This window comes from Sphingomonas sp. Ell38C01 (assembly GCF_055231975.1).
This window is the reverse complement of sequence record NZ_JBUYVA010000001.1, coordinates 2,430,166-2,454,522: the sequence shown is the minus strand read 5'-3', so window position 1 is coordinate 2,454,522 and position 24,357 is coordinate 2,430,166. Positions and strand designations below refer to the sequence as shown.

Here is a 24,357-nt window from a genome sequence, read left to right as displayed (position 1 = left end):
ATCGTTCGACGCTAGGCCGCAAGACCATGAGGCGACGCTTATATTAGCGTCCCACGGTACGCACAAGGTTGCGGACGAGGTGGATATGTCCAACCCAGTCCGGCGCCTGCCACGCAGCGATGCGCGCACGCGCCTGTGCTCGCCGCGGCGAGCCCGGGGCGGCATAGTCGAGGATGGCGGAACGCCACGCCGGTCCGTCGAGCGGATCGAGATATTCCGCGGCATCGCCACCCGCCTCACGCAACGCGGGCAGGTCGCTGCAGATGACGGGGGTTCCCATCGCCAGCGCCTCCGCCACCGGCATGCCGAAGCCTTCGGCGAACGACGGCATCAGCAGCGCGCGTGCCGAGCGCAGTAGGACGGCCACATCCGCGTCGGCCATGTCGTTCAGTTCGTCCACCCGCTCCACGACCGCGGGACAGCGCTCCAGCATGTCGACGATGTTCTCGTTCTCCCAGCCGCGCTTGCCAATCACCAGCAGTTGCGGTGCCCGCCCGCCTTGGGTCGCCAAGTGACGCCAGACGTTCAGGAGCAGAAGGTGATTTTTTCGCGGCTCGATGGTGCCGAGGCATATGAAATACGGCTCGTCGGGGATGGCCGGCGGTGACGCGCTGGCCTCCGCGCGGTGCGTGCCCAGCGGAGCAACCTGGATTAGCGGACCGTGCGCGCCCGCCATCAGCGGTGCCAGCGCCACGGCGGTGGCGTGAGAGTTCGTGACCAGCCCGTCGGCGAGCCGGGCCAGGGTCGAGATGCGAACGCGGTGCAACGCCTCGCCGCCGGGTCGGGCATATTCGGGATATTCGATCGGGATCAGATCATGCACCATCGCCACGAACGCGCCGCCTTCGCGCGCCACGATGCGCGCCATCAGCGCGGGTCGATCGAGTTGATCCGGCGAGGGTTGCAGCAGCGTGCGGCGTTGCCCGCGCGCCTTGCGTGGCACCGGCAGCGGGAACAGCATCACCATCCACCAGAACGCGTCGATGTTGCGGCGCGTCCTGCTGCGTCGCGTTCCGCGCGCCCAGCGCGCCTCGAGCCGATTAACGTAGCGGATTGCCCACCGCGTCGAGAGCCGGCCATAGCGCTTAAACATCGGGTTCCACGCGGAAAATCGCAGTTTGCCCGGAAGCTGCCGCATCAGCTCACGCGCATACGCCAGTTCGACGCGGTCGACGCCACTCGGCTGGTTGACCAGCACGCGCGACAGCAGTCGCGACAGGCTGAGGACGATTTCGGGATCGTCGTCGCGGGCTTCGCTCACTCGGCGGCCGCCGACAGCTCGATCACGTTGCGCGTCGCCGCGGTCAGCCGCGCGGCGGATCCGGTGATCAGAAGGTCGAGCCCGGCCGCGCTGCTCAGCCCGCCATGCACCAGGCAGCGATCACGCAGGACCAGCTTGAACGCATCCCACAGCGCCGGGTCCGGCGCGGCGGGCGCGCGCCAGAACCCGTCGAGCGATCCGGTGTGGACGATGCCGGTAATGCCGTAGACCGCCTTGCCCAGCACGTAAGTCGGGATGCCGGCGTCCAGCGAAAGCGTCCCGACCGTGCTGTTGATAGTGACCACCCCCAGTGCGCCGTCGATGATGGCGGCGATGTCACCGCCCTCCAGGTAGAGCACGCGATCGCCGACGCCGTGCGCATCCGCCTGGCCGCGCACGATCCGCCGCCAGTCGATCACGCCGGTGTCGAGGGGATGCTGTTTCACCACCAGTACGCTGTCGGGCGGCGCAGCGCGCGCGAAGCTCTCGATCGTCGAGAATGTCGCGGAGGACATGCCCGGATAGTGCGAATGGACGCGTAGCTGATAATCGGAGTTCAGCTGAAGCGGCAGCACGAAGTGCCGTCCGCGGCCCACCGCCTCGAAATGATCGAGCTGGTCCGCGATCCGCCGCTGTCGCCGTCCGCGCTCCAGATAGCGCCACAGATACGCCCAGGCCTCCGCATAGGCCGGCTCGGTGCGATGCGTCCGGTAGCCGGGGAAGCGCCACTGATGGATCTGGGACTGGAGGTAATAGACGATCGTGGTCCGGACACGGCTGGCGAAATCGCTCGGCACCTGCGGGAGCGTCGCCGGTGGCGACAGGCGCCGCACCTGCGCCAGATACCACGCGGGATCGGACGACAGCGCGGAGTGGCCGTTCACGCCCCCCTGTTCGAGAGTCATGAAATCCGGCCGTATATACCCCTCCTCGAAAACCCACACCCGCACCCCCCGCATCGACGCCACGATATGCGCCGACCGGTGATGCGGGCGGCAATCTCCGTAGAGGACCACATCCGTGATGCCGTGCCGATGGACGAATCGCCCGAAGAACTCGGGCCAGTCGACCAGCGAGCCGTGATAGTCGGTCGCAGCAGTGCCCCAGTCATGCCGGTCGCCGCCGTTCAGGTTGATGCGCTGGATGTCGTGACCGAGCTTCCACAGGCGCTCGCCCAGCATCCGAAAGAACGCCCCATGAGGACCCTGCAGGAACGCAAAGACTTGTGATGTCACCATACTCAGACCGTCACGCGCCCATCGCCTCGTCCCTCAACCGTGCCAGTTCGATCGGCTCGGTCGCACCTGCATGCGTCGGCGGCGCGCGGCAGGCAAGGGTTACAAATTGCCGGAAGATATGGTTCAGCACGATTATTCTGCACTCGTGGCTAAACACAACGGCTCGTCGATCAACTGGTTAGCTGGCGAATGTAACGATTGACCGCCCCCTGCCAGCGCCGGAACCGCATGACGTTGGTCAAGGGTGGGCGATAATCGGGTGATGTGAATCGATCGATCAAGGTTTCCGGACTGCAAGCTGATCCCGTTATCGGATCGAGGTAAAGTGGATACAGGATTAACGTCGCGGCGACCAGTTCGGCAAGCGTGGCGTGGCGCGTCCGTCGCGCGACCGGCCCTGCCAAATCGCGGGTGAGGCTCCACCCGGCGTAGAAGGGAAGGCCGTGCGTCGTCACCGACTTGCCCCGCATCAGGGCTTCGAAACCGGCAAGCGACGTGAGCACATGAACCGCGTGGACAGTGTCTATCAAACCCGCCATCGTTCCGTCGCGCACGACCCTGTCGGCATATCGGCGGGCCACGTCATCGGCGATGCGGCCGCAACGGTGCCCCTGATCGACGTCCGGATGCGGTCGAAAGATCAGCATGGCATCTGGTTCTGCGGCGCGCGCGCGCCGCAGCAGATCCAGGTTGCCCTCGACCCCTTGCCCCGATTTCAGCACCGAGAGATCGTCCTCGACCTGGCCGACAACAAGAACCCTGCGTCGGCCATCGTCGGAGAAAACAGCGGTCTGCCCGCCGACCGCGTACTTGCTGATACCATCGCGAACGAGTCTCACGCACAGCCGTTCCGCGCGTTCCAAGAGGGAGGGTGCAAAACCGCCATTCTCGATCAGTGTTTCAAGATCGCTGGGACGGGTCGCATCATAATACATGCCCTGTTTGTCGATGACGATCGAGGACGGCGGCGTGCAGTCGCTACCCAAACCTACCGATCGGATGAAGCCATCCTCGATGCGCCAGACTTCGACCCCTTCGCCCACTGCAATGGACTCGAAGTCGGCGGGGACGCGGGACGGCCAGACCGCAACCGCCCCGCCGCTGCGCTTCGCGACCGCGAGGGGTCTGCGCCAGCCCGATTCGACCGGCACGTCGTTCATGCCCAGCCCTTCGCGTACGAAATTCCTGATCGCGGTTCGTTTCCATCCGGCAATGCCGGCGACGGCGGCGAGGCCGATATCGCCGCCCTGACGATCGGAAGAGGTGTTGTCGATCATCATAAGGGCCCGCGTCCGAAAGCAAATTGTCGAGGCGCGCTGGCCGTTCTATCTGGCTCGGGTCCTTCCCCTGTCGCGACGGAGCGACTATCCCGATCGCAGAATTTCAAGTCAATGCTGTCGTTGCGGCCAAGATCGTGAACCGGAGCACAAGGTCGTGAAATTTCACCTGATCGTCCTATTCCAGCAAGGCCCCGTCCATTGACCCTCGACGATGTGATGGCTGCATACACCGTGTTCCTCGGTCGCCCAGTCGAGCGCGGATGGGACGGCACCGGATGGCTCGCGCTGTCACCGGACGATGTCGTTCGCAATCTGCTACGATCCACCGAATTCCGCGACGGGGTTGCCCGTCCGCTGATCGAGCACGGCACCACGCCCGCGCGCTTCCGCGACGTGTTTTCGGGGAAGACGGCCGAATGGCTCGCGGGTTTCGTGCGGATGAGCGACGCCGGGCGGGAGGCCGTATCGCGTTCGCGCGACTGGTTGAGCCTGCTCGCAGCGTTCCTTAGCGATCCCCACGTCCTCGAGATGCTGGGAAATCCCGACGATTGGGGATGGCATCGGATTGCTCGCAGCGCGGCTTTTGCGGCGGGTCAACGCACTCCGCTGTTGTGTGCCGCGATGGCAATCGACGCTCGGGTTTCGGGGGCGCGGCAGACCGTATTGGACCAATCTCCGGACGGCGCCGAATTAATGGTTCACCTCGCGCTTGACCCGACACTCCATTGTGTGGCGAGCATATGGCTGAGCGTGGAGGCGCGAAACGCGGGGCGGGCTTATTTGACCTTCCTTGACGTCGATGGAGTACCGCGGGCGGTCGCCGTATCGATCGGCGACCCGATCCGGATCGATGCGCCCAGTTCGTCCATCGTGCTCAGCTTGACGCGTAATGCGACCGCGGTGCAGCACCCGATCGATTCGATCCGCCTCACTGCCGAGCGGCCTGCGCGTCAAGACGCGGCGCGCCTTGCGACAGTCGAGTCGAATGCTGAACGTGTTGCAACATCGAAGATCATCAACAGGACTGCGCTGGGCGGGGGCACCGACGACGTTATCAGTCGTCTTGCCGCCATCGCCGCGACCGATCGCGAACAGGGCGCACAAATGTTGCCGCTGTTCGATGGCGGCTGGTACGCGGCGCAGGCGGGACTTCACGCCGACGCCTCGCTGCTCGACGCGATTGTTGATTACGTGGCGCGAGGAGAGACGCGAGGCCTGACTCCCAATCCGTTCTTCGTTCCGTCTCGTTACCTCGCTCGTACCCCGGGGGCTGTCGAAGCGCTGCGCCTGGGTGTCTTCGGCACCGCGCTGGAGCACATGGCGGCATTTGACGGTACCGTGCATGGCCATGCCGCGGGCACCGAGTTCGATGCGGATTTCTATCGGTCCGGGGAAGCGCTGTCGATCGACGGCGTCGATCCGAGCGAGCTTGGGATCGGTCCGTTCGGGCACTATGTAATCATCGGCTGGCAGGAGGGGCGGCGTCCGAACAGGGTGTTCGATGCCGACTGGTATGATCGCCATGCGCCGGCGCCGGCCGAGGGCGCGGCCTTTCCCAACGCGTTCTCACGTTATCTGCACGGTAATCGTGCGGCAGACATGCGTGCGGCGTCGCCTTTCTATGACGAGCGCTGTTATCTGGCGGCCAATCCCGATCTGGCGGCGATCGTCCGGAGGGGCGATCCCGGGTTCGAGCCCCTGGCCCACTTCATCGCCCATGGACGTTTCGACCGTCGACGTGCGGATCCAGCTAATCTGGCGCGGCGGATCGCGCCCTATTTTCCGCGGGCGCTGCCAGACGCGACCATGCGTGTGGGAGACTCGAACGCACGCGATGCGGTCCTGACCCTGTCGGACGCAGCCCCGAACCATGACGGAGTCAGCGAGGCCGTATGGCGGCACGGCGAGGCGATCCGTACCGTTTCGCATGGCGGTGAGATCGTAGCGTTCGCCGGGCAACGCTGTCGGTTTCACATCAGCGGCGCAGCATCGATGCCCGGCGCAAGACTTGCCGACATCTGGCTGCGCGACACACCGTTCGAAACCGCGCGTGGGTTTGTAACGCTACCGCTGATCCACGAGGAGATTGCGCTGTCGTCGTTGTCCGGCGAAGCGCCGGTGAATGCCGGCTATTGTGCATGGTTCTCGGTGGATCTCGCGGAGGTGGGGCTCGGCCTGTACCGCTTGCCGGTCGTCTTCGCCTTCGAGCGAGACAATGTGTGGCGAACTTTCGACGGGCCGTCCGTCACTCTTCGCGTGGCGGAGACACCAGAGCCTGTGGCGGTCGATGCCGATATCGCTGTCCTGATGGCCAGTTACGAACCGCCGGCCGGTGCGTTCGAACGTCAGGTTTCGACGATCGCGGACCAGAGGCTGGCTGGAAGTCGTCGACTTGCGCTGGTCGTTTCCGACGATGCATCGGTCGCGCCACCGTTCGAGGTAGGCAAGGGAACTGCGTTGGCGGGCATGGTCGAGCTGTCCTGCGCGCCGGCCAATTTGGGGTTCGTCCAGAACTTCGAGCGGACGCTGTTGATGCGGCCCGCGACGTCCGGAATTTTCGTGTTCGCCGATCAGGACGACGCCTGGTTTCCGGACAAGGTCGCCCGACTTGCCGCCGCTCTGGACGATGGCGCGGTCTGCGCATTTTCGGACATGCGGGTGGTGCGTCCGGACGGTGAGGTGATCGCACCGACGTTCTGGGACTCGCGTGAAGCTCATCACAATGACCCGTTGACCCTTGCGGTTGCCAACGCGATCACGGGCGCCGCATCGGCGTTCACCGCCCCGCTGGCTGATCTGATGGTGCCGTTCCCGCGCTATGTCGGTCTGTATCACGACCAGTGGCTGGCGGTGCTGGCGGCGGCGCTTGGGCCGATCACATACGTGGCCGAGCCGCTCTACGATTACATCCAGCATGGCCAGAACGTGCTGGGCTTCTCGGGATCGCGGGAGACGCATGTCGGCAAGTGGCGCGAGATTCGCGACCGCCTGCGGGCGGCAGCACGCCGGCCAAACACTGCCGGGTGGAGCGCACGCGACGTTGCCGCGCTTCGCGCTGCGGACGAGGCGCTGCCCGAACTCCTCCAGAGGTTCGTTCTGGTGCGAGAGGCGTTGGATAGGGTGCCCATATGGCATGACCCGCTCGCCCAAGGCTTAGCGAACGCACTGTGCAGGTTCGTCGAAGGGGCATGCATCGATATCCCGTCCGCGATCCGGATCTGGCGTCGTCTGAAGCGACGCGCCGGCGGGGATCCCGCAACGATCGGTATCGACTATCGTCTTGAGGCCACCATCATCTCGATGCATTGCCTGCGCACCATGCCCGGTTTGCTGACACGCGTGGCCAACGACACGATCGACACTCTCGACGCCCGCGCTGCACTCACCGGCAGGCTGGGTGACGAGAGTGTCACGAACTACGCAAAGAAGATCGCACCGATCCCGATACGGCTGGAGAGCGAGTGCGCTTTTCGCATCAACCTATTCCTGCCCGAGATCAACCCGAAGACGTTCTTCGGTGGATATCACAGCAAGATGTCACTGGTCGCGCGTCTGATCGAACGGGGATATCGCGTCCGGCTGATCCTGGTGGATGAACCCTGTGTTGATTATCGCGCCATCGCCGATGTCGGGCAGGCCTTTCCGGAACTGATCCCCGCGTTTGAGGCTGCCGACATCGTGGCCGCCGGCACCCGGGCGGACCCTATCGGGTTCCACGCCTACGATGCCCTGATCGCGACGACATGGTGGTCTGCGCATATCGTCGACGATATCCGGGCGCAGCTTGGCCAGTCGCGGTTTACCTATCTGGTCCAGGAATACGAACCGTTCACGTTCAACCTCGGCACCTGGTATCGCGGCGCGGAGGCAACCTATGCATTGCCGTACGCGGGGGTGTATTCGACCGAGATCCTGCGCAGTTATTTCATCAAGGAACGGGTGGGGCAGTTCGCGGACGGAGCGGTGTCCTCAATCCCTTGGCTAACCTTCGACAACCCGATCACGCGCGCGCCGCGCAGATTACCCGGGGCAACCGGGCGTCCGCGGCGGATCCTGTTCTATGCCCGCCCGCAACCGCATGCTGCGCGCAACATGTACGAGTTCGGGGTCGAGGCGCTGCGTATCGCAGTGGCATCCTTGGGGCGGCTGGTTGATGGGTGGGACATCGTCGGGGTCGGCGCGGACGCGGCCGGCACCGTGGATCTGGGCGACGGGCGTCTCCTGCGGCTGATCGGCAAGCAGGATGCCGACGGCTACCGGCGTCTGCTGGCGTCGTCGGACGTCGGCTTGGCGCTGATGTACACGCCGCACCCCAGCCTTGTTCCGATCGAGATGGCGGCGGCCGGGCTGGTGACCATCACCAACAGCTGCATGACGAAGACCCCGGCACGGATGGCACCGGTTTCCGCGGACCTGATCGTCGCCGAACCGGACGTGATCGCGATAGCGCATGCGGTCGAGGCGGCCGTCCGTCGTGTCGCATCAGGCGCCGCCGCGACGACCCCGGTCCGGTGGCCGACCAGCGCGAACGAGGCGTTTCCCGACGAATGGATCGATCGCCTAGCCGCCCTGATGCAAGGTTCGCTTGCAGAGGCGTCGAAATCCCCCGAACAGCCGATCAGAGGGTCGCAACCTACGGGCTGGCGCAATCGGTTCTTCAGAGGCAGGGATCGTCGTGGCGGCGCCCTGTAAGGAATTGTTTGGCTGCCTAGATTTCGTGCGGCGCTTCCACCGACTAGTGATCGTATTTTGAACGAAGGAAAGTTTCAGATGCCAAGCCACCCGGTCATCGTTCCCGTCATCCTTTCGGGCGGATCGGGCACGCGTCTGTGGCCGATGTCGCGGCCCGAACGCCCCAAGCAGCTGCTTGCGCTGACCGCGGAACAGACGATGCTTCAGCTGACGGCCAAGCGCGCGGCCGGAACGCGTTTCTCGGCGCCGATCGTCGTGGCCAATGCGCGCCATGCCGATGAAGTGGAGGCGCAGCTGACCGCGGCAGATGCAAGCGCCGCCGCGCTGATCCTGGAGCCCGCAGGACGCAATACCGCTCCCGCGATCGCACTGGCCGCGCTGTGCGCCGATCCGTCGTCGCCCTTGCTCGTGATGCCGTCCGACCATGTCATCGCCGACATCGAGGCGTTTCATGCCGCGATCGAGGCGGCGTTGCCGCTGGTCGAGAAGGGCTGGCTGGTCACGTTCGGGATCGATCCCGAGGCGCCCGAAACCGGCTATGGCTATATCGCGATCGGCGAAGCGGTGGCCGAAGGGGTTCACCGCGTCGCGCGCTTCATCGAGAAGCCGTCGCGCGCCATCGCGGAGGCGATGCTCAGCGATGGCGGGTACGCCTGGAATGCCGGCATCTTCCTGTTCCGCGCCGATGCGTATCTGTCCGCGCTCGAAAAGCATGCGCCAGCGATGGTCGAGGCGACGCGTGCCGCGATGGACGGTGCCCGTCGCGACGGCGTGCGAGTCTATCCCGACGCCGAGTCGTTCGCGCGTTCACCCGACGATTCGATCGACTATGCGGTTATGGAAAAGGCCGCGCAGGTGGCGGTCGTTCCAGTCAGCATGGGGTGGAACGACGTCGGCAGCTGGGACTCGCTTCACCAGATCAGCGACCGGGACGCCGACGGCAACGCACATGGCGGCGTCGGCGGCGGGGAAGTGATCGCGATCGATATCAAGGACTGCCTCGTCCGAAGCGATGGCGCGCGGATCGCGATGGTCGGCGTGCGTGACCTCATCGTCGTCGCCTCGGGCAACGATATCCTGATCCTGCCGCGAGGACGGAGCCAGGACGTCAAGAAGCTGATCGAGGCAATGAAGCGCTGATCGCGACGCCGCGATTGCGATCGAGCGGCACGTGGCCTAGCGCTTCGTGCCAGCAGAGAGGCGAGCGTTGTGCAGGCTGACGACAAGACATCCGCTCCGGCGGCGGACTCCGGATCCGACCCCGTCGTGATCGACCAGCTCGTCGCGCAGGCGGAGGCCGCGCGCGACCGACACGACTGGGCACTGGCCGAGGCCCTGTACCGCAAGCTGCTGATCGCCGATCCAACGCTGTACGGGCATCAGGTGCAGCATGGGCATACGCTGCGGATCCTCGATCGCCATGGCGATGCCGAGGTCGCGTATCGTGCTGCGACGAGGGGTGACGCCGTCGCGGCGGACGCGTTCCTTCACCTCGGTCATTCGCTGCGTCTACAGGGGCGGCGTGACGACGCGACAGAAGCCTATGCTCGATCGCTGGCGCTCGATCCGTCGATCGAGTCCGCGCGTATCGAGCTGGTCAACAGCGGCAACCGGCATCGCTTGCCACGCAACTTCTTCGGTCGCACGACGTGGCGGGACGAGATCGCGCAGGTCGTTCGCAAGAGCCACGACAGCGTCGAGGCGGTGCGGGCATGGGCTGGGGTGCTCGCCTATCCGGTCGACGCCTGGGACGCGTTTCGCAACACCTTCCCGATCCGGCCGCCGCATGCGCCGCGCGGGACCGACCAGCGGGTGCGCGTGATCGTCGATTGCGGCGATGCGTCTCCTGCGCGGATGCGGGCGACGCTGATGTCGCTTGCAGACCAGACACATCGCGACTGGCGATGCACCGTTTTGGCGACACCAGCGATCGCGAAGCATTCGGTGGCGAGCTTTTCGAACGTCGACGATCGGGTGACGTTCGTTGCCGCCGCGTCGCCGCCCGAGGAGCTGGTCGAGTGTGACGAGGACTGGCTTTTGTCGCTGACGGGCGACGGTACGCTGCATCCGCTGGCATTGACCTGGCTGCTGCACGCGGCGTGCGCGACCGATGCGGTCGGTGCCTATGTCGACGAGGACGAGGCGGTGCTCCGTCCGGGGGGCGGACGCTATCATACCGGTGCCTACCTTCGCGAGGCGTTCGACATTGATTCTGCGGCGGCCCAGCCGCTGCCGCCAAGGTGCCTGATGGTTCGCGCCGATCTGTCCCGGAGCGCACATCATCTCCTGCCGTTGATGGGCGAACACGGCGCGGGCGAATGGCGGCGCGCGCTCTCGCTCGCCGCCGCGTCACATGGCGGCATCGCGCATGTGCCGCGGGTGCTCCACACGACGATGCGGCCGGGCACGAACCCCGACCGCGTCGCGGCGCGCGAGGCTGGGCGCGCGCCGGTATCGGCCGACATCCTGGCGGAGAGCTGCGCTCAGGGCTATGCGGTCGCGCAGGCGCTGACCAAGCTGACGACGGACCCGGACGATCGCGTCATCAGCGTCGTCATCCCCACCCGGGACGAGGCGGACGCGCTACGGACGTGCATCGAAAGCCTGCTTGCCACCGCGCAGCACCCCGGGGCGCTCGACATCCTCGTCGTCGATAATCGCAGCCATCTGCCCGAGACTGCCGACCTGCTCGAACGTCTGGTCGCCGATGGCGTGATCCGCATGGTGACGATGGACGAGCCGTTCAACTGGTCGCGCGCCAACAATATCGCCGCCGGGCTCGCGCATGGCGACCATCTGCTGTTCATGAACAACGACATGGAGATGATGACGCAAGGGTGGGACGACCGCCTGCGGGTGATGCTGTCGCGCGACGATGTTGGGGTGGTCGGCGCGAAGCTGCTCTATTCGGACATGACGGTGCAGCATGCCGGCGTCGTGTTGGGCGTCGATCGCCAAGGACCGGTGCATGAGGGACTGCTGGCGCCGCGAAGTGATCCAGGCCCCAGCGGCAGATGGTCGACGACACGGGCGGCGGCGGCGGTGACGGGGGCCTTCATGGCGGTGCGGCGTGACCGATTCGAGGCAATGAAGGGGTTCGACGAGCGCAATTTCTTCGTTGTCTACAACGATATAGACTTCTGCCTTCGCGTGCGCGAAGCGGGGTTCACCGTGATCTACGATTCCGCCATCGAGGTGATACACTACGAGTCAAAGACCCGCGGTAACACGATCGGCGATGAGGCGATCGAGTGGGATGCGGCGGAGCTCGATGCGCTTCATCGACGCTGGGGGCAGGGCCTTGAACGCAACATGGGATACAACCCGCAGTGGAGCCTGTGGAGCATTCCGTTCGACGGGTATCGCGAACCCACCGACAGCGAGATCGAGGGCTATATCGCCAAGGCGGCGCGGGTGAACCCGTGGGTCGCCGAGCGCGATGGTGGGTAGCATTCGGGATGGGGCGACGCTCATCATCGGGGCGGCGGGGTATGTCGGAACCGCGGTCGCGCGTCGCCTGAGCCTGGCGGGTATTCCGATCCACGGGCTGGCGAGCCGCCGGCCCGAGGGCGTATCGTTCGTGCGCTTTCATCATGGCCGTAGCGAGTTGCGTTCTCTGCTGACCGACGCCTTACGGGGTGTCGCGAACGTCATCTGGCTTGGCGGGACGACGCGGCCGGGATCGTCGATGGCATCGCTGGGCGACGAGATCGGGGCGGAGGCGCTGCATGTGATCGACGTCGCCGAACTGGCGGCAAGCATGGGCGTGGCGTGCTTCGCGTTCATCTCGTCAGGCGGCGCGATCTATGGGGCGACCGCGGCGGACCGGATCGCGGAGGCGCACCCGACCTTGCCGATCAATTCCTATGGGCTGGCCAAGCTGGTCGCCGAGCAGGGCCTGCGGCTGGTGTCGCGGCGGACGGGGATGCGGACGGTGTCGCTGCGGGTCGCCAATCCCTATGGCCCGGGACAGGCGGTGAAGGGCAACCAGGGGTTCGTCGCGGCGCTGGCAGGCTCGGTACGCGACGGACGCGCGATCGAGATCTGGGGCGACGGATCGGTGGTGCGCGACTTCGTGTTCATCGACGACGTCGCAGCGGCGTTCGAGCGCGCGCTGCGCGTCGAAACCGCGATTGGTGCGATCAACATCGGATCGGGCGCAGGCCATTCGCTTGCGCAGGTGATCGCGGCGTACGAGCGCGCGAGCGGTCGTTCGGTCGCAGTGACCTATCGGCCGGCGCGCAGCGTCGATGTCGAGCGCTGCGTGCTGGACGTGTCGCTCGCCGACACGGTGCTCGGCTGGCGTCCGACGACCGGGCTCGATGAGGGACTGGCCCGGATGATCGCAGCGCTGGATTGAAGGGCGCGGCGCGACCGCCGCGCCCCTCGTCTCAAAGTGCGGTGGTCGGCGCGACCACCTGGAAGTCGCCGGTGCCCAGCACCGTGCCCGGCGTCACCTGCGCGAACAGGATCGCCGCGCTGCTGCCGGTGCCGTCCGCGTCGTATAACAGCCGGCCGCTCGCCTGATCGTAGACGATGCGATCGTCGGCGTCGGTCGCCGCGGTGCCGATGACGAACGCGCCCGCCGCCAGCGTCGAGCCGACCGCGAAGATGCCGCTCGACAGCGCGATCTTGTCGGTACCGGCGAGGAAGTCCGTGATCGTGTCGACATTGGATGTGCCGAGCGCGGTGGTGAATGCGAAAACGTCCGCACCGCCGCCGCCGTAGAGCGTGTCGTTGCCGAGCCCGCCGTCGATCCGGTTCGCGCCGGCATTGCCCGCGACGAACTGCGAGACCTCGTTGCCGGAGAGTGACAGCGCGGCGGTGCCGCCGACATCCTGCGTCGAGAGCGTTTCGATGCTGACGCCTGCTGCCAAGGCGTAGCTGGTGGTCGCGAGGACGGTGTCGTTGCCCTCGCCGCCACGCTCGACGATCGCAGTGCGCGCGTCGGAGACGACGTAGAGGTCGTCGCCCAGCAGCCCGATCAGCGTATCGGCCCCGCCGTTGCCGTTCAGGATGTTGCGGCCGTAATTGCCGACGATCGCCTGGTCGAAGATGTTGCCCGTCAGGTCGATCGCCTCCGTCCCGGCGTTGTTCGCGGTGGAGAGGATCTCGACCTGCGCGTCGCCCAGTGCGAAGCCGCCCGTAGTGTAGACGGTGTCGCGCCCCCCGGCGCTGCCTTCGACGACGATCTCGCCGCGCCCGGTGACGAGATAGACGTCGTCACCGCCGAGCCCGACGAGCGTGTCCGCTCCGCCGCCGCCGACGATCGTGTTGGCGCCGTTGTTGCCTGCGATCAACTGCGCGAACGCGTTGCCGGTCAGGTCGATCGCGGCGGTTCCCTGCTGGTCCTGCACGGAGAGGATTTCGACGCTCGCATCGGGCGACAGCGCAAGGCTGACGCTGGTCAGCACCGTGTCGGTGCCTTCGCCCGCCGCCTCGACGATCACCGTGCGGCTGTCGGCGACGATATAGGTGTCGTTGCCGCGCAGCCCGATCAGCGTATCCGCGCCGGAGCCACCGATCAGGACGTTGTCGCCGTAGTTTCCTGCGATCACCTGATCGAGATAGTTGCCGGTCAGCGTCAGCGGCGTGGTGGCCGCCTGGTCGGTGGCGGACAGATACTCGATCGACGCGGTGCCGATCGCAAAGCTCCCCGCGCTGTAGACCGTGTCGAACCCTTCGCCGGGCAGTTCGACGACGACGGTGCCTGGAACGACCGAGTAGATGTCAGAGCCGGCGCCGCCCGCCAGCGTGTCGCCCGCCTTGCCGATCAGGATGTCGGCGCCGGGCGTGCCTGTCGTCGGCGTCGGCGTTGGCGTCGGTGTCGGCGTGGGGCTTGGCGTCGGAGTGGGGGTGGGCACCGGGGTCGTCGTCGGGAACTGGAAGCGCGCAACGGCGGGGTCGTGATCCGACAGGCGGGTATCGCCCGAATTGTAGAGCGTGTTGATATGGACGACATCGTAGGTCGCGATCGCGCTCATCGAGCCCGAAGCGAGGATGTGATCGATCGCCTGGCTGCGGCCGTCGAAATTATAGGTGTAGCGCTCGGCCTCAGGCAGCGAGAGGATCAGGTTGTCGAACCGCGCGCCGCCGGTCCGTTGCGTGCCATCGGCGAGCTGGTAGCCGGTCGCCACCTGCAAGGGGCGGTAGAAGTAGAAGTCATTGAAATCGCCCGCCGACACGATGTTCGCGTTGCGTGTGCCCGCCGCGATCGTATTCATCATCGCATAGACGTCCTGCGCGATGTCGGCGCGCTTCTGGAAGCCGGCGTTATCCGGTGCGCCCGCGTCGATATTCTGGTTGAACTGGTAGAATTCACCCGATCCGCCCTTCGAGGGCAGGTGGTTCGCCATCACGTAGACGGTTTCGCCCTTGAAGGTGAACTGGCCGAGGAGCGAACGGCGCGAGCCGCTCCAGTCGGCGGTGTTGATCTCCGCGGCGATGAGGTCGTCCGCGTAGGCGATACGGTCGCCTGCATCGCGGACGCCGTCGCCGACGCGGTCGGTGAACTGGCGGCGCTGCTCGATCGTGGCGTCGGCGGGCAAATCACCGAGCTGGACGCGCGCGGTGTTGTAGAGGAAGCCGACGCGGATGTTGCCGCTCTGCTCGCCGCCCTCGGCGTTATAGACCGGCTCCTGATCCACCCACTGGTATTTCGCGCCCGCCGCACGCGCCTCAGGGGTCGCGTTGATCGCGGCGACCAGCGTTTCCCAAGTCAATGTCGCGTCGGTCTGGCCATAGGTGACGCCGTTGATCGTGACGCCCCCGGTCGCGGCGCCGTTGCTGTCCTGAATCTCCTCGATCGTCAGGATGTCGGGCAGTTTCAGGTTCTGCGCGACCGCGTTAGCTAGGCCGGTGAACTTGGACGCCGGATCGGTGGGATCGAGATTCTCGACGTTGAAGGTCGCCACCGTGAGTGCGTTGGCGCCCGCGATCAGCGTCGTCGTCTCCGCGACCTGCGCGGTATCGGTGAACGTCACCGGCTGGGTGACGAACAGCTTGCGATCGGTAAAATCGAAATCGATGACTCCGGTGACGTCGCCGAGTGAATCCCCCGCGCTGGCGAGCGTCGCGAGGCCGGTGGGCGCGGCGACCGCGAAGTCGGTGAAGTCGACCTCGATGGTGTCGGGATTGGTGTCGCCGTCGTGGAGGAAGCGGCCGTCGCGGATCGTGTCGTCGAGCTTCGTCGCGGTGTCGGGCGGGCCGAACGGAGGATCGCCCGCGATCGTGTAGCCGCCGCGCGAGTTGATCTGGGACGCGTTGGCGTGGACGGTCGAATAGGCCTGGAGGAACGGCCGCCCGCCCGACAGCGATACGACGCCGTCGGCCACCTTCATGTCGGGAATCGTGACGAGCATCCCCTCGATCGTCTCGAAGTACGACAACGCGCGCGTCGAGGCGTCGAAACTGTCGTTCGGATCGTCCTGCGTATCGAAATAGTCGGGGACGACGTTCGTCAGGATCGCATTCGGGATCGGGTGCGACGCGTCGAGGACGAGCGTCGGCAGCGCCTGGCTCTGCGCGTTGACGGTGAAGGTCGTCAGGTTCGTCAGCACCGTCTTGGGCAGCGACGCGAACGACTGGTATTCCATGATGTTCGCGGTGATCGTGACGAGATCGCCGACCTGCACCGCGGCGGCCGCACTGCCGGAGAGCGCGGAGCCGACATTGGCATCATTGCGGGTCATCACGAAGATGCCCTCCGACGTCAGGTCGCTCGTGTCCCAATTGCTCTTCTGGTCGGTGATGTAGAAGCCCTGCCGCGTGCCGACCCCGTCGACCGCGGTGACGACCGCCTGAACGGTGACGGTGAAGGTCGATGCGGTGTTGAACGTCGTCGTGCCGCCCGCGGCGAGCAGCGGGCTGAAATAGCTGCTGCCCTGGATGTCGTGGATGCGCGTGACGTCGTCGTTGACGATCGTGCCGAGGCCCTGCGCGTCGGTGAGGACGACGCCGGGCTGCGTGGTCGACAGGTTGACGGTGTAGGTTTCGGTGCGTTCGGACAGCGTGTCGCCGTTGACGAGGACGCTGATCGTCTTGCTCGTCTCGCCCGCCGCGAAGCTGACCGTGCCGGTCTGCGCGACATAGTCGCTGCCCGCGGTCGCGGTGCCGTCCGCGGTCGCGTAGTTCAGGGTGAAGGCGCCGGTGCCGCCGGTGCGGGTGATCGTGAAGGTGGCGGGCGTGGTGCCGCTGTTGCCCTCGGTCACGCTGGCGTCGGAGATGACGACCTGGATCGGGACCGCGTCGTCGTTGGCGATCGTGCCGGTCGCGCTCGCCTTGCCGAGGCCGGTCGAGCCGGTGGTATTGACGAGGTTCGTCAGGTTGACGCGGAACGTCTCGTCGAGCTCGCTGAGCGTGTCGCCGACGACCGCGACGGTGACGGTTTGCGTGGCGGGGCCACCCGCAGCGAAGGTGAGGCGGCCGGCGGCGGCGACATAGTCGCTGCCCGCGGTCGCGGTGCCGTCCGTGGTGGCGTAATCGAGCGTGAACGCGCTCGCGGTGTCGTTGCGCGTCACGGTGAAGGTGGCGAGCGCCTGGCCCGCATTCCCTTCCGCGATCGAGACGTCGCCGATCGACACGGTCGAGGCGAGCTTCGCGTCGACGGTGACGTTGTCGATCCCGACCTCGTCGCGGCTGCCGCTGCCGGTCGACGAGACATGCGTCCAGCGCAGGTAGAGATAGCCTTGGTCGGCGAGGTTGACGCCGGTGAGCGTCGCGGTTTCACGGGTGTTGGTAAAGGTCGTCGGGATCGGCGTGTCGGCGGCGACTGGGGTGGTGAAGGCGGCATCGGGGACGGTGGTGAAATTGGTGCCGTCGGTCGAGTACGAGAACTGCATGTTCTCACCGCGCGCCGCGCTGTTGCGCGAGGCCCAGTCGAACGCGACCGCCATGTCGGAGACGATCGCGCCGGAGGTGTTCTGGACGCGGGCCTCGATGAAGCCGTTGGTTTCCAGCTCGGCGCCGGTCGGCTGGAGGATGAGCGCGCCGTTGGCGGAGGGGGCGTAGACGCCTGCGGTGACCGGATCCGCGCTGCCGAGGATCACGCCGCGGCCGAAGTCACCGTTCGCGGGGCCGGTAAAGCCATAGGCGGGCGCGGCGATGTCGCTGAGCCCGACGACGCGCCAGACGTTCGAATTGAGCTGGCCGGCGGCTGGAGCTGGGGAGAAGCCGGCGGCGGTGAAGGCGTCGAAGTTTTCGTTCAGCAGGCGGACGGTCGAGGAGGCGGTGTCGTCGTTCACGATCGTGCCGACCGCGCTGGCCTGCGCGCCGAGCGTTCCCGCGGAAGGGGTGCCAAGCGAGACGGTGAACGTCTCGTCGGGTTCGACGGCGGTATCGCCCGCGATGGCGAGCGTGATCGTCTTTGGGACGGTGTCGCCCGCTGCGAACGCGACGGTGCCGGTAAAGGTCTGGCCAGTCGCGAAATCGCCGGCCGAGGCGGGGTTCGTGCCGGTGAAGGTAACGGTGTAGGGAATGGTGGCCGCGCCGTCGCTGCCGCCCGTCCGGCTGACGGAGAAGGTGATCGGGGTCGTGCCGCCGTTGCCCTCGGTCGCCTGGGCGGTGGCGGAGGCAAGTTGGAACGTACCGGGCGTGGGGGCCGCGTCGTTGTCGACGATGGTGATGCTGGCGCTGCTGTTCGCGAGCGTCGGGCTACCGGCACCCGCGGTGAGGTTGACCGCGAACGCCTCGGTCTGTTCAGCAATGGTGTCGTTGAGGATCGGGACGACGATTGTCGTAGTCGTGGCAGAGCCGGCGAAGATCGCGGTGCCGCTGGTCGCCGTATAGTCGCTGCCCGCGATCGCGGTGCCGTTGGCGGTGGCGTAGCCGACGCTCGCGTCGCCGGTGCCGCCGGTGCGGGTCAATGTGAGCGTCGCAGTGCCCGCGCCCTCGTTGACGCTGACGTCGGCGACCGACACGGTCCCAGCCAGATCGTCGTTCGTGATCGTGCCGGTCGCGACGGCGCGCGCGATCGTCGCGCCGCCGCTGGCGTTGGACAGCGTGACCGCGAAGGTTTCGTTCGCTTCTACCGTCAGGTCGCCGTTCACGGCGACGGTGACGGTCTGCGAGGCGACGCCCGCGGCGAAGGTGAGCGTTCCGCTGGTCGCGGCATAGTCGCTGCCCGCGGTCGCGGTGCCGTCGCTGGTCGCGTAGGCGATCGTCGCAGCGGCGGTGGTGCTTGTGCGAGTGATGGTGAACACAGCGCTGGTCTGTCCACTCGCGCCTTCGGTGACGGTGACATCCGCGATCGAGAAGCTGCTGACGGGCGCGGCAGCGGCGACTGGCGAGAGCGCGACGCTGCGGAAAGCGGTGTTCGCGGCGGCGGTGGCGATGACGGTGGCGGTGCCGGTCAGCGCGCCGTTGTAGCCGCTCGCGTCGACGATGCTGACGATCGTGTCTGCCGCGGTGCCGTTGTCGAGCGTGGCGTAGAGCGTGACGCTGCCCCCCGTCACGCTGGCGGTGAGCCCGCGATAGTCGTCGGCGTTAGTGCCGACCGTGCCGTTGGCGGTCCACGATCCGCCGACCAGCGAATATTTGAGCAGTCCGAGGCCGTCGTCCGCGACGTACAGCGTGTCGACGCCTGCGACCGTGCTCGACAGGTCCAGCAGGACGAAGCCGTAGGGCGAGCCGGTGGTGGGCAGGCCGGGGAGGTTGACGACGGTCTGGCCGCTGGTCGTCGGCTCGCCGGTGCCGACGGTGGCGATGCGCAGCGTGCCGGAGGCGGTGCTCTCGTAGAGCTGGTCGCCTGCGATCTCTACGGTGCGGGTGTTCTGGGTGACGAGGACGACCGGCGCGGCGGTCGACCCGAACGTCGTGTAGCCGACGCCGTTCGATGCGCCGACATAGAGCGCGGTGCCGGTCTCGCTCGCGACGTCGCGGATGCTGCCGCCGCTGGCGAAGCCGGTCAGGACGGTGGTGGTGTCGATCGTGCCGTCGGCGGCGATGCGCCCGACGACGCGTTGCGCGGTGGCGGACGTGCTGCTGCCGATCCCCGCGGTGCCCGCGGCGGCGTCGTAGCCGGCGAGCAGGAGATACTGGCCGTCGGCGCTGCGCGAGACGAAGCCTTCGGACGTCGAGGTGCCCGCCACGGTGAGGGTCTGGTTCGCGCCGGCATCGGCGTTGGGCATCAGGATCGATTGGACGAGGACCCCGGCCGCGGTGAACTCATCGAGGTAGATCGCGGTGGCGGCGCTGGTGATCGCGCCCGTCCCGCTGCCGACGCGTGCGACGACGATATTTCCTGGCGTGAACGCTGCCATGACCCAGACCCCCGTTTGATACCCGAACGAGGATCGGGCCGCCCCGCCGCATGGCAGGGCGAACACAGGGCGGGGCTGTGTCGCCCCGTCCGCCGCGATGGTCCCGATCTCCCGTACGAACCAAGTGATTCGTTACAACAAGATGCGCGACCGGGACTAGATTGGCCAGATGACAGTTCGGCGACGCAGCAAGATTTCACGGAGCCCGCTGCCGGGCATAGTTTCTACAACGTCTGCTGGATCGCGCGGGCGGCTGCGTCGGGGTCGTCGGCCTGCGTGATCGGGCGGCCGATGACGAGGATCGAGGCGCCTGCGTCGAGCGCGGCGCGCGGCGTGACGACGCGCTTCTGATCGCCCGGCGCGCCGTCGGCGGGGCGGACGCCGGGGACGACGAAGAAGCCCTTGGGCCATAGCGCGTGTGCGGCCTTCACCTCGGCGCCCGAGCAGACGATGCCGTCGACGCCCGAGCGCCTCGCCAGCTCGGTCAGGCGCATCACCTGATCGTGCGCGCTGCCGTCGATGCCGGTCGCGGACAGGTCCCGCTCGTCGAGGCTGGTGAGCATCGTCACCGCCACCACCTTGGTGCCGGCGGGGGCGGCGGCCTTCGCATCCTCGAGCATCGCCTGCCCGCCCGAGGCGTGGACCGTCAGGATCGCGGGATCGAGCCCGCGCAGTGCCTGGACCGCCTTTGCGACGGTATTGGGAATGTCGTGGAGCTTGAGATCGAGGAAGATCGGCAGGCCGATCTCGGCCATTTCACGGACGCCGTGGCGGCCATTGCCCATGAAGAACTCGAGCCCGAGCTTGAGACCCCCGACATGGCGCGAGACGCGCCTGGCCATCGCCTTGGCCTTTTCGAGATCGGGGGTGTCGATCGCGACGAAGATGCGGTTGCTCATCTCACGCGCCTCCCGGCGGGACGATCCCCGGGACCGCGCCGGGCGCGGGGGCCGCAACCGGTTCCGCGACCGCGACCGGCGCGCGCAGATCGGCCAGCGCGCGCTCGGCGGCGGTCAGGCGCTGGCGCAGCCTCCACCGGATCGTATGCTGGTAGAGCAGGGTCGGCAGGAACCCGAGCAGGAAGGTCGCGATCAACAGCAGCGGCAGGTTCACCTCCGCGACCAGGCCGCCGAACAGCCGGATCGAAACGCTCGTCCAGTTGCCGAAGGTGAAGACCGCCGCGATGAACGCGAGCAGGCACCAGAACAGGATTTTCAGGAACTGCATCGCCACCCCTTTCGCCGTCGCCATCAGCTAGACCGATGTCGGCGATTTGACCAGCGGCTCAGAGTCCGTTTGGAAATGCGCCGAAGGCGCATTTCGGCGGTGCCGGCACGCTCCCCCACCCGGCCACCCATTCAGGATACGCTGTGGTTGGCCGGGTGGGGGAGCGGGCCGGCACCGCAAAATCGGCTCTCTCGCCAATTTTCGAACAGCCTCTCAGCCGATCTCCTTGCGCAAGGACGCGATCAGCGCGGCGATCGCGGTGAGGCGCGGGGCTTCCTCGTCGAGGATCGCGAGGAACGCGGCGCGCTTGATCGCGGCGACGCGGCCCGCCTTCAGCCGGACGGTGGCGGGGAGAGTGGAGACGGTGATGTCGATCATCCGCTCCGCGCCGTGGAGGCGACCCCACAGATAGTCGTTCTCGCGATAGGCGCGGCTGAAGAACGCGCCGAAGCTGTTGAACTGGATACCTTTCAGCGTCGCTTCCGCGCCGCCCTCGCGGATCGATCGCGCATCGTCGGGCGAGACGCGGTCGACCTTGATCGGGTCGAACTCATCAAGGCCTTCGCCCTGAAGCAGCGGCAGCGTCGCGACGTCGAAATAGGGGAAGCCGAGATAGGCGAGCAGCAGTGGGCGGCGGAGCGGCTTGGGGAGCGCGGCGAAGGCGTCGGCCAGCCGCGCGTCGGTCGCGGCATCCAGTCCGGTCAGGTCGAGCGAGGCCTGCAACGCATCGAGCAGGTCGCTGGCGTCGCCGCGGATGCTGCGGACTGCGGCGCGCAGGGACGTGTGTGCGTCGGGACGCTTGGCGTCGAGATAGGCGGAGAGCGATTCGTAGATCGCGTCGCGCATCGGCTGGAGTGCGGCGTCATCGGCCGATTCGTCTTCGATCTCCCCGAGACGGCGCGCGAGCAGGCGGAGCCGGCGGATCCGGAACGCGAGGTCGAACCCGCGCAGGAACGCGATCGTCGCCTCGTCCGCGCCGCCCGAGAAGGACGCATCGGCCTTCGCGCCGCGGGCGGCCGCGGCTTCGGCGATGTGGCGACGGATGCGTTGCCAGCGCTGGGGGCCGGGTTCGCCGCCCGCCTGGTGGAGCAGGCTCGTGACGAGCTCGATCACCGCGGTCATCTTGAGGTGGCCATAGGCGGCATAGCCATAGCCCGCCTTGGTCGCTGCCGCCGCCTGCGCGCGACGCCGCCAGGACGACAGCCGCGTGGCATTCGGGCGATCGAGGAACAGCGTGTAGTCGAACAGGGATTCGACCTCGGCATCCACCTCCGGGCGGATCGACGAGACGATCGCCCGCATCCGCTCGATCCGCGCGGAGCGATCTGCGATCGCCTCCAGATTGTCGCGGATCGGCTGCTGGCGCGGGAGCTCGCTGATCGCGGCGAGAATCGTCTGGAAGAAGCCGGGCGTGCCTCCCGCCTCGCGCGTCAGGCGGAACTTCATGCCGGGCGAGGGATCGACATAGACGAAGCGGCGATCGATCTGGCGGCGTGCGGGGCGTTCGCGCAGGGCGTCGATCGCGGGACGGAAGGGGGCGTTGGCGAGCACCGAGCCGTCGATCAGCACCGCGGTATCGGCGGCGTTCGCGGCGGACTGGCGGGGCAGGATGCGCTGGAGGAACGCCTTGCGGGAGGGCCACGCCGCCTTGCGCGTCTTCAGCACGCTGTCGAGCTCGGCGACGGTGAAGGGCGGGAAGGCGCCGGGGAAGCTGGAGGTCGCGCGTGCGGCGAAAGCGAGCTCGGGGATCGCGGCGAGCGTGTCGCACGGATGGCCGTGATCGGTGAACGGAAAGACGAGACGGTGCTCGGTTTCCATCACCTCGGGCGGGGAATTGAGGCGGAGGCGTTCGGGGTGGCCGGTGAAATCGGTGACCGTGACGAACAGGTCGAGCGGCTGGCCATCGGGCAAGAGGCGGGGGCCGCGTGGCGCTGCCGCCATCGCGTCGAGTGCGTCGAGCAGCAGCCCGGTGAAGTTCGGTCCCCCGAACGGCGGCTCGAACCAGCGCGATCGGATGAAGTGTGACAGCTTGCCGCGGACCTCGTCGCGCGTCGCGGGATCGAGATGGTCGAGATTGTCCGCGCTGCGCCCCGCCGCCATCCACGCCAGCGGTAGCGCCCACAGCTTCGAGAAGCGCGACGGGGGCGCAGCCTCGGTGTCGATCAGCGCCTCGACGTCGGCGGACGTGAGCCACAGGTCCGTCAGCGGATCGAGACTCTGGCCGGTCGCGATCGCCTGCGCGAGAAAGATGCCGTTGATCCCGCCCGCGCTCGCGCCAGCGACGATGTCGGGCAGGACTCGTACGCGCAGCGCACCAGCGTCGGCGATCTCGTCGAGGAGGGCGGCATAGACCGCGGCGCTGCCCGATACCGTTTCGCGCGCATGCGTCGCGCGGCTGGCGCGGGCAAGGTGCCACACCTCCTTGGTGATGCCGTGCATGTAGACCGCAAGGCTGATCCCGCCATAGCAGACGAGCGCGAGGCGAAGCTCTCTCTCTCGCATCAGTGTCCGTCCACCATCGCCCAGATCGGCAGATGGTCCGACGCCGCGCGCGCGGCGGCACTGGCGTGGACGCCACAGGCCGAGACGCGAAGTTCGGACGACACCATGATCCGGTCGAGCCGGCCGACCGGATGGCGCGCATGGAAGCTGGGGCCGGTGTCGGCGATCGCATAGTCGCGTCCGAACGCGCGCAGGCAGCCGAGCCGCGCGTTCCACTCGTTGAGGTCGCCCATCATGACGGTCGGATAGCGATGCGTGCTCGCGGCGACGTGGCTGAGGATCGCCGCCGCCTGCCGCCGCCGCCACAGTCCCGACAGATCGAGGTGCATGCCCACCACGCGCACCGTCCGCCGCCCGATCCGCAGGTCTGCCATCACCGCGCCGCGCGGCTCGAGCGTGGGGAGGTGGATCACCTCGGCGTCGACGACTTCCGCCGACTTGCGCACGAGCAGTGCGTTGCCATGCCAGCCCATCGATGCGGTCCGCACGCCGAATGCGACCGATTGGAAATCGCTATGCTCGGCAAGGAGATGCGGTGCGATCACCGCCGCGCGCGAGCCGAAGCGGCGGTCGCACTCCTGTAGTGCCACGACGTCGGCGTCGATCTCGCGCAGAACCTCGAGGATCCGCTCGGGGTTGCGGCGACGGTCCGTGCCGATGCCCTTGCGGATGTTGTAGCTGGCCACCTTTATCATATAGCATGCGTAACGACGATATGGCGGCGCCGGTTGCAGGTCGTGTGTTGAATAGGTGGGAGACGTGCCGGATTGCCGCACCCTGTCTTTCGACCGTAGGAAATCCTTGTCGCCCAATCCGCATGTCGTGCGTTCGGACGCCAACCAAGTTGGCGATTTTTTTAAGAAGTCTCAGGGCGTCCAGCCGTCCGTTCATCGTCCCTG

Annotated in this window: 12 protein-coding genes; 4 read left to right on the top strand and 8 right to left on the bottom strand. The window is 67.0% G+C overall.

The window, feature by feature from the left end; translation table 11 throughout:
• Nucleotides 1-43: 43 nt before the first annotated feature.
• The 3 genes from ACV7NO_RS11535 to ACV7NO_RS11525 all read right to left on the bottom strand — a co-directional run bounded on the left by ACV7NO_RS11535 (nucleotide 44) and on the right by ACV7NO_RS11525 (nucleotide 3,776).
• Nucleotides 44-1,261, bottom strand: a complete 1,218-nt coding sequence (locus ACV7NO_RS11535; RefSeq protein WP_463406134.1) for a glycosyltransferase family 4 protein — start codon at nucleotides 1,259-1,261, stop codon at nucleotides 44-46.
• The gene (locus tag ACV7NO_RS11530) at nucleotides 1,258-2,442 is read right to left on the bottom strand and encodes a capsule biosynthesis protein (RefSeq protein WP_463406133.1); all 1,185 of its coding nucleotides are present in this window, start codon (nucleotides 2,440-2,442) and stop codon (nucleotides 1,258-1,260) included. The genes ACV7NO_RS11535 and ACV7NO_RS11530 overlap by 4 nt, the downstream gene beginning before the upstream one ends.
• 227 nt (nucleotides 2,443-2,669) lie before the next feature.
• Nucleotides 2,670-3,776, bottom strand: a complete 1,107-nt coding sequence (locus tag ACV7NO_RS11525; protein WP_463406132.1) for a capsular polysaccharide export protein, LipB/KpsS family — start codon at nucleotides 3,774-3,776, stop codon at nucleotides 2,670-2,672.
• Nucleotides 3,777-3,977: 201 nt separating this feature from the next.
• Here ACV7NO_RS11525 and ACV7NO_RS11520 point away from each other — a divergent pair, with 201 nt between their 5' ends.
• The 4 genes from ACV7NO_RS11520 (at nucleotide 3,978) to ACV7NO_RS11505 (ending at nucleotide 12,831) form a co-directional block, all read left to right on the top strand.
• Nucleotides 3,978-8,471, top strand: a complete 4,494-nt coding sequence (locus ACV7NO_RS11520; protein WP_463406131.1) for a rhamnosyltransferase WsaF family glycosyltransferase — start codon at nucleotides 3,978-3,980, stop codon at nucleotides 8,469-8,471.
• A 78-nt stretch (nucleotides 8,472-8,549) separates the two neighbouring features.
• Nucleotides 8,550-9,611 (top strand): mannose-1-phosphate guanylyltransferase/mannose-6-phosphate isomerase, encoded by a 1,062-nt coding sequence (locus tag ACV7NO_RS11515; protein WP_463406130.1) that lies wholly within the window; start codon nucleotides 8,550-8,552, stop codon nucleotides 9,609-9,611.
• Nucleotides 9,612-9,737: 126 nt separating this feature from the next.
• A complete protein-coding gene (locus ACV7NO_RS11510; RefSeq protein ID WP_463406129.1) occupies nucleotides 9,738-11,921 on the top strand; it encodes a glycosyltransferase in 2,184 nt (727 codons plus the stop codon).
• Nucleotides 11,914-12,831 carry an NAD-dependent epimerase/dehydratase family protein gene (locus ACV7NO_RS11505; protein WP_463406128.1) on the top strand — a complete coding sequence of 306 codons (918 nt, stop codon included), beginning with the start codon at nucleotides 11,914-11,916 and terminating at the stop codon, nucleotides 12,829-12,831. The genes ACV7NO_RS11510 and ACV7NO_RS11505 overlap by 8 nt, the downstream gene beginning before the upstream one ends.
• Before the next feature lie 31 nt (nucleotides 12,832-12,862).
• Here ACV7NO_RS11505 and ACV7NO_RS11500 read toward each other — a convergent pair whose 3' ends face one another.
• The 5 genes from ACV7NO_RS11500 to ACV7NO_RS11480 all read right to left on the bottom strand — a co-directional run bounded on the left by ACV7NO_RS11500 (nucleotide 12,863) and on the right by ACV7NO_RS11480 (nucleotide 24,153).
• Nucleotides 12,863-19,729: a Calx-beta domain-containing protein gene (locus tag ACV7NO_RS11500; RefSeq protein ID WP_463406127.1), complete on the bottom strand. Its 6,867-nt coding sequence runs from the start codon at nucleotides 19,727-19,729 to the stop codon at nucleotides 12,863-12,865.
• A 224-nt stretch (nucleotides 19,730-19,953) separates the two neighbouring features.
• On the bottom strand, nucleotides 19,954-20,628 hold the full coding sequence (gene pyrF, locus ACV7NO_RS11495) for an orotidine-5'-phosphate decarboxylase (RefSeq protein WP_463406126.1): 675 nt from the start codon (nucleotides 20,626-20,628) through the stop codon (nucleotides 19,954-19,956).
• Nucleotide 20,629: 1 nt separating this feature from the next.
• A complete protein-coding gene (locus ACV7NO_RS11490) occupies nucleotides 20,630-20,980 on the bottom strand; it encodes a lipopolysaccharide assembly protein LapA domain-containing protein (RefSeq protein WP_463406125.1) in 351 nt (116 codons plus the stop codon).
• A 189-nt stretch (nucleotides 20,981-21,169) separates the two neighbouring features.
• Nucleotides 21,170-23,458: a patatin-like protein gene (locus ACV7NO_RS11485; protein ID WP_463406124.1), complete on the bottom strand. Its 2,289-nt coding sequence runs from the start codon at nucleotides 23,456-23,458 to the stop codon at nucleotides 21,170-21,172.
• Nucleotides 23,458-24,153, bottom strand: a complete 696-nt coding sequence (locus ACV7NO_RS11480) for an endonuclease/exonuclease/phosphatase family protein (protein ID WP_463406123.1) — start codon at nucleotides 24,151-24,153, stop codon at nucleotides 23,458-23,460. Before ACV7NO_RS11480 ends, ACV7NO_RS11485 begins: the two co-directional genes overlap by 1 nt.
• Nucleotides 24,154-24,357: the final 204 nt, after the last annotated feature.

Excerpts from the sequence above, each read along its gene's own strand:
- ACV7NO_RS11525 (WP_463406132.1), bottom strand. The coding sequence starts at position 3,776 with ATGATCGACAACACCTCTTCCGATCGTCAGGGCGGCGATATCGGCCTC.
- pyrF (WP_463406126.1), bottom strand. The coding sequence starts at position 20,628 with ATGAGCAACCGCATCTTCGTCGCGATCGACACCCCCGATCTCGAAAAG.
- ACV7NO_RS11485 (WP_463406124.1), bottom strand. The coding sequence starts at position 23,458 with ATGCGAGAGAGAGAGCTTCGCCTCGCGCTCGTCTGCTATGGCGGGATC.
- ACV7NO_RS11530 (WP_463406133.1), bottom strand. The coding sequence starts at position 2,442 with ATGCTGGGCGAGCGCCTGTGGAAGCTCGGTCACGACATCCAGCGCATC.
- ACV7NO_RS11515 (WP_463406130.1), top strand. The coding sequence starts at position 8,550 with ATGCCAAGCCACCCGGTCATCGTTCCCGTCATCCTTTCGGGCGGATCG.
- ACV7NO_RS11480 (WP_463406123.1), bottom strand. The coding sequence starts at position 24,153 with ATGATAAAGGTGGCCAGCTACAACATCCGCAAGGGCATCGGCACGGAC.
- ACV7NO_RS11500 (WP_463406127.1), bottom strand. The coding sequence starts at position 19,729 with ATGGCAGCGTTCACGCCAGGAAATATCGTCGTCGCACGCGTCGGCAGC.
- ACV7NO_RS11490 (WP_463406125.1), bottom strand. The coding sequence starts at position 20,980 with ATGGCGACGGCGAAAGGGGTGGCGATGCAGTTCCTGAAAATCCTGTTC.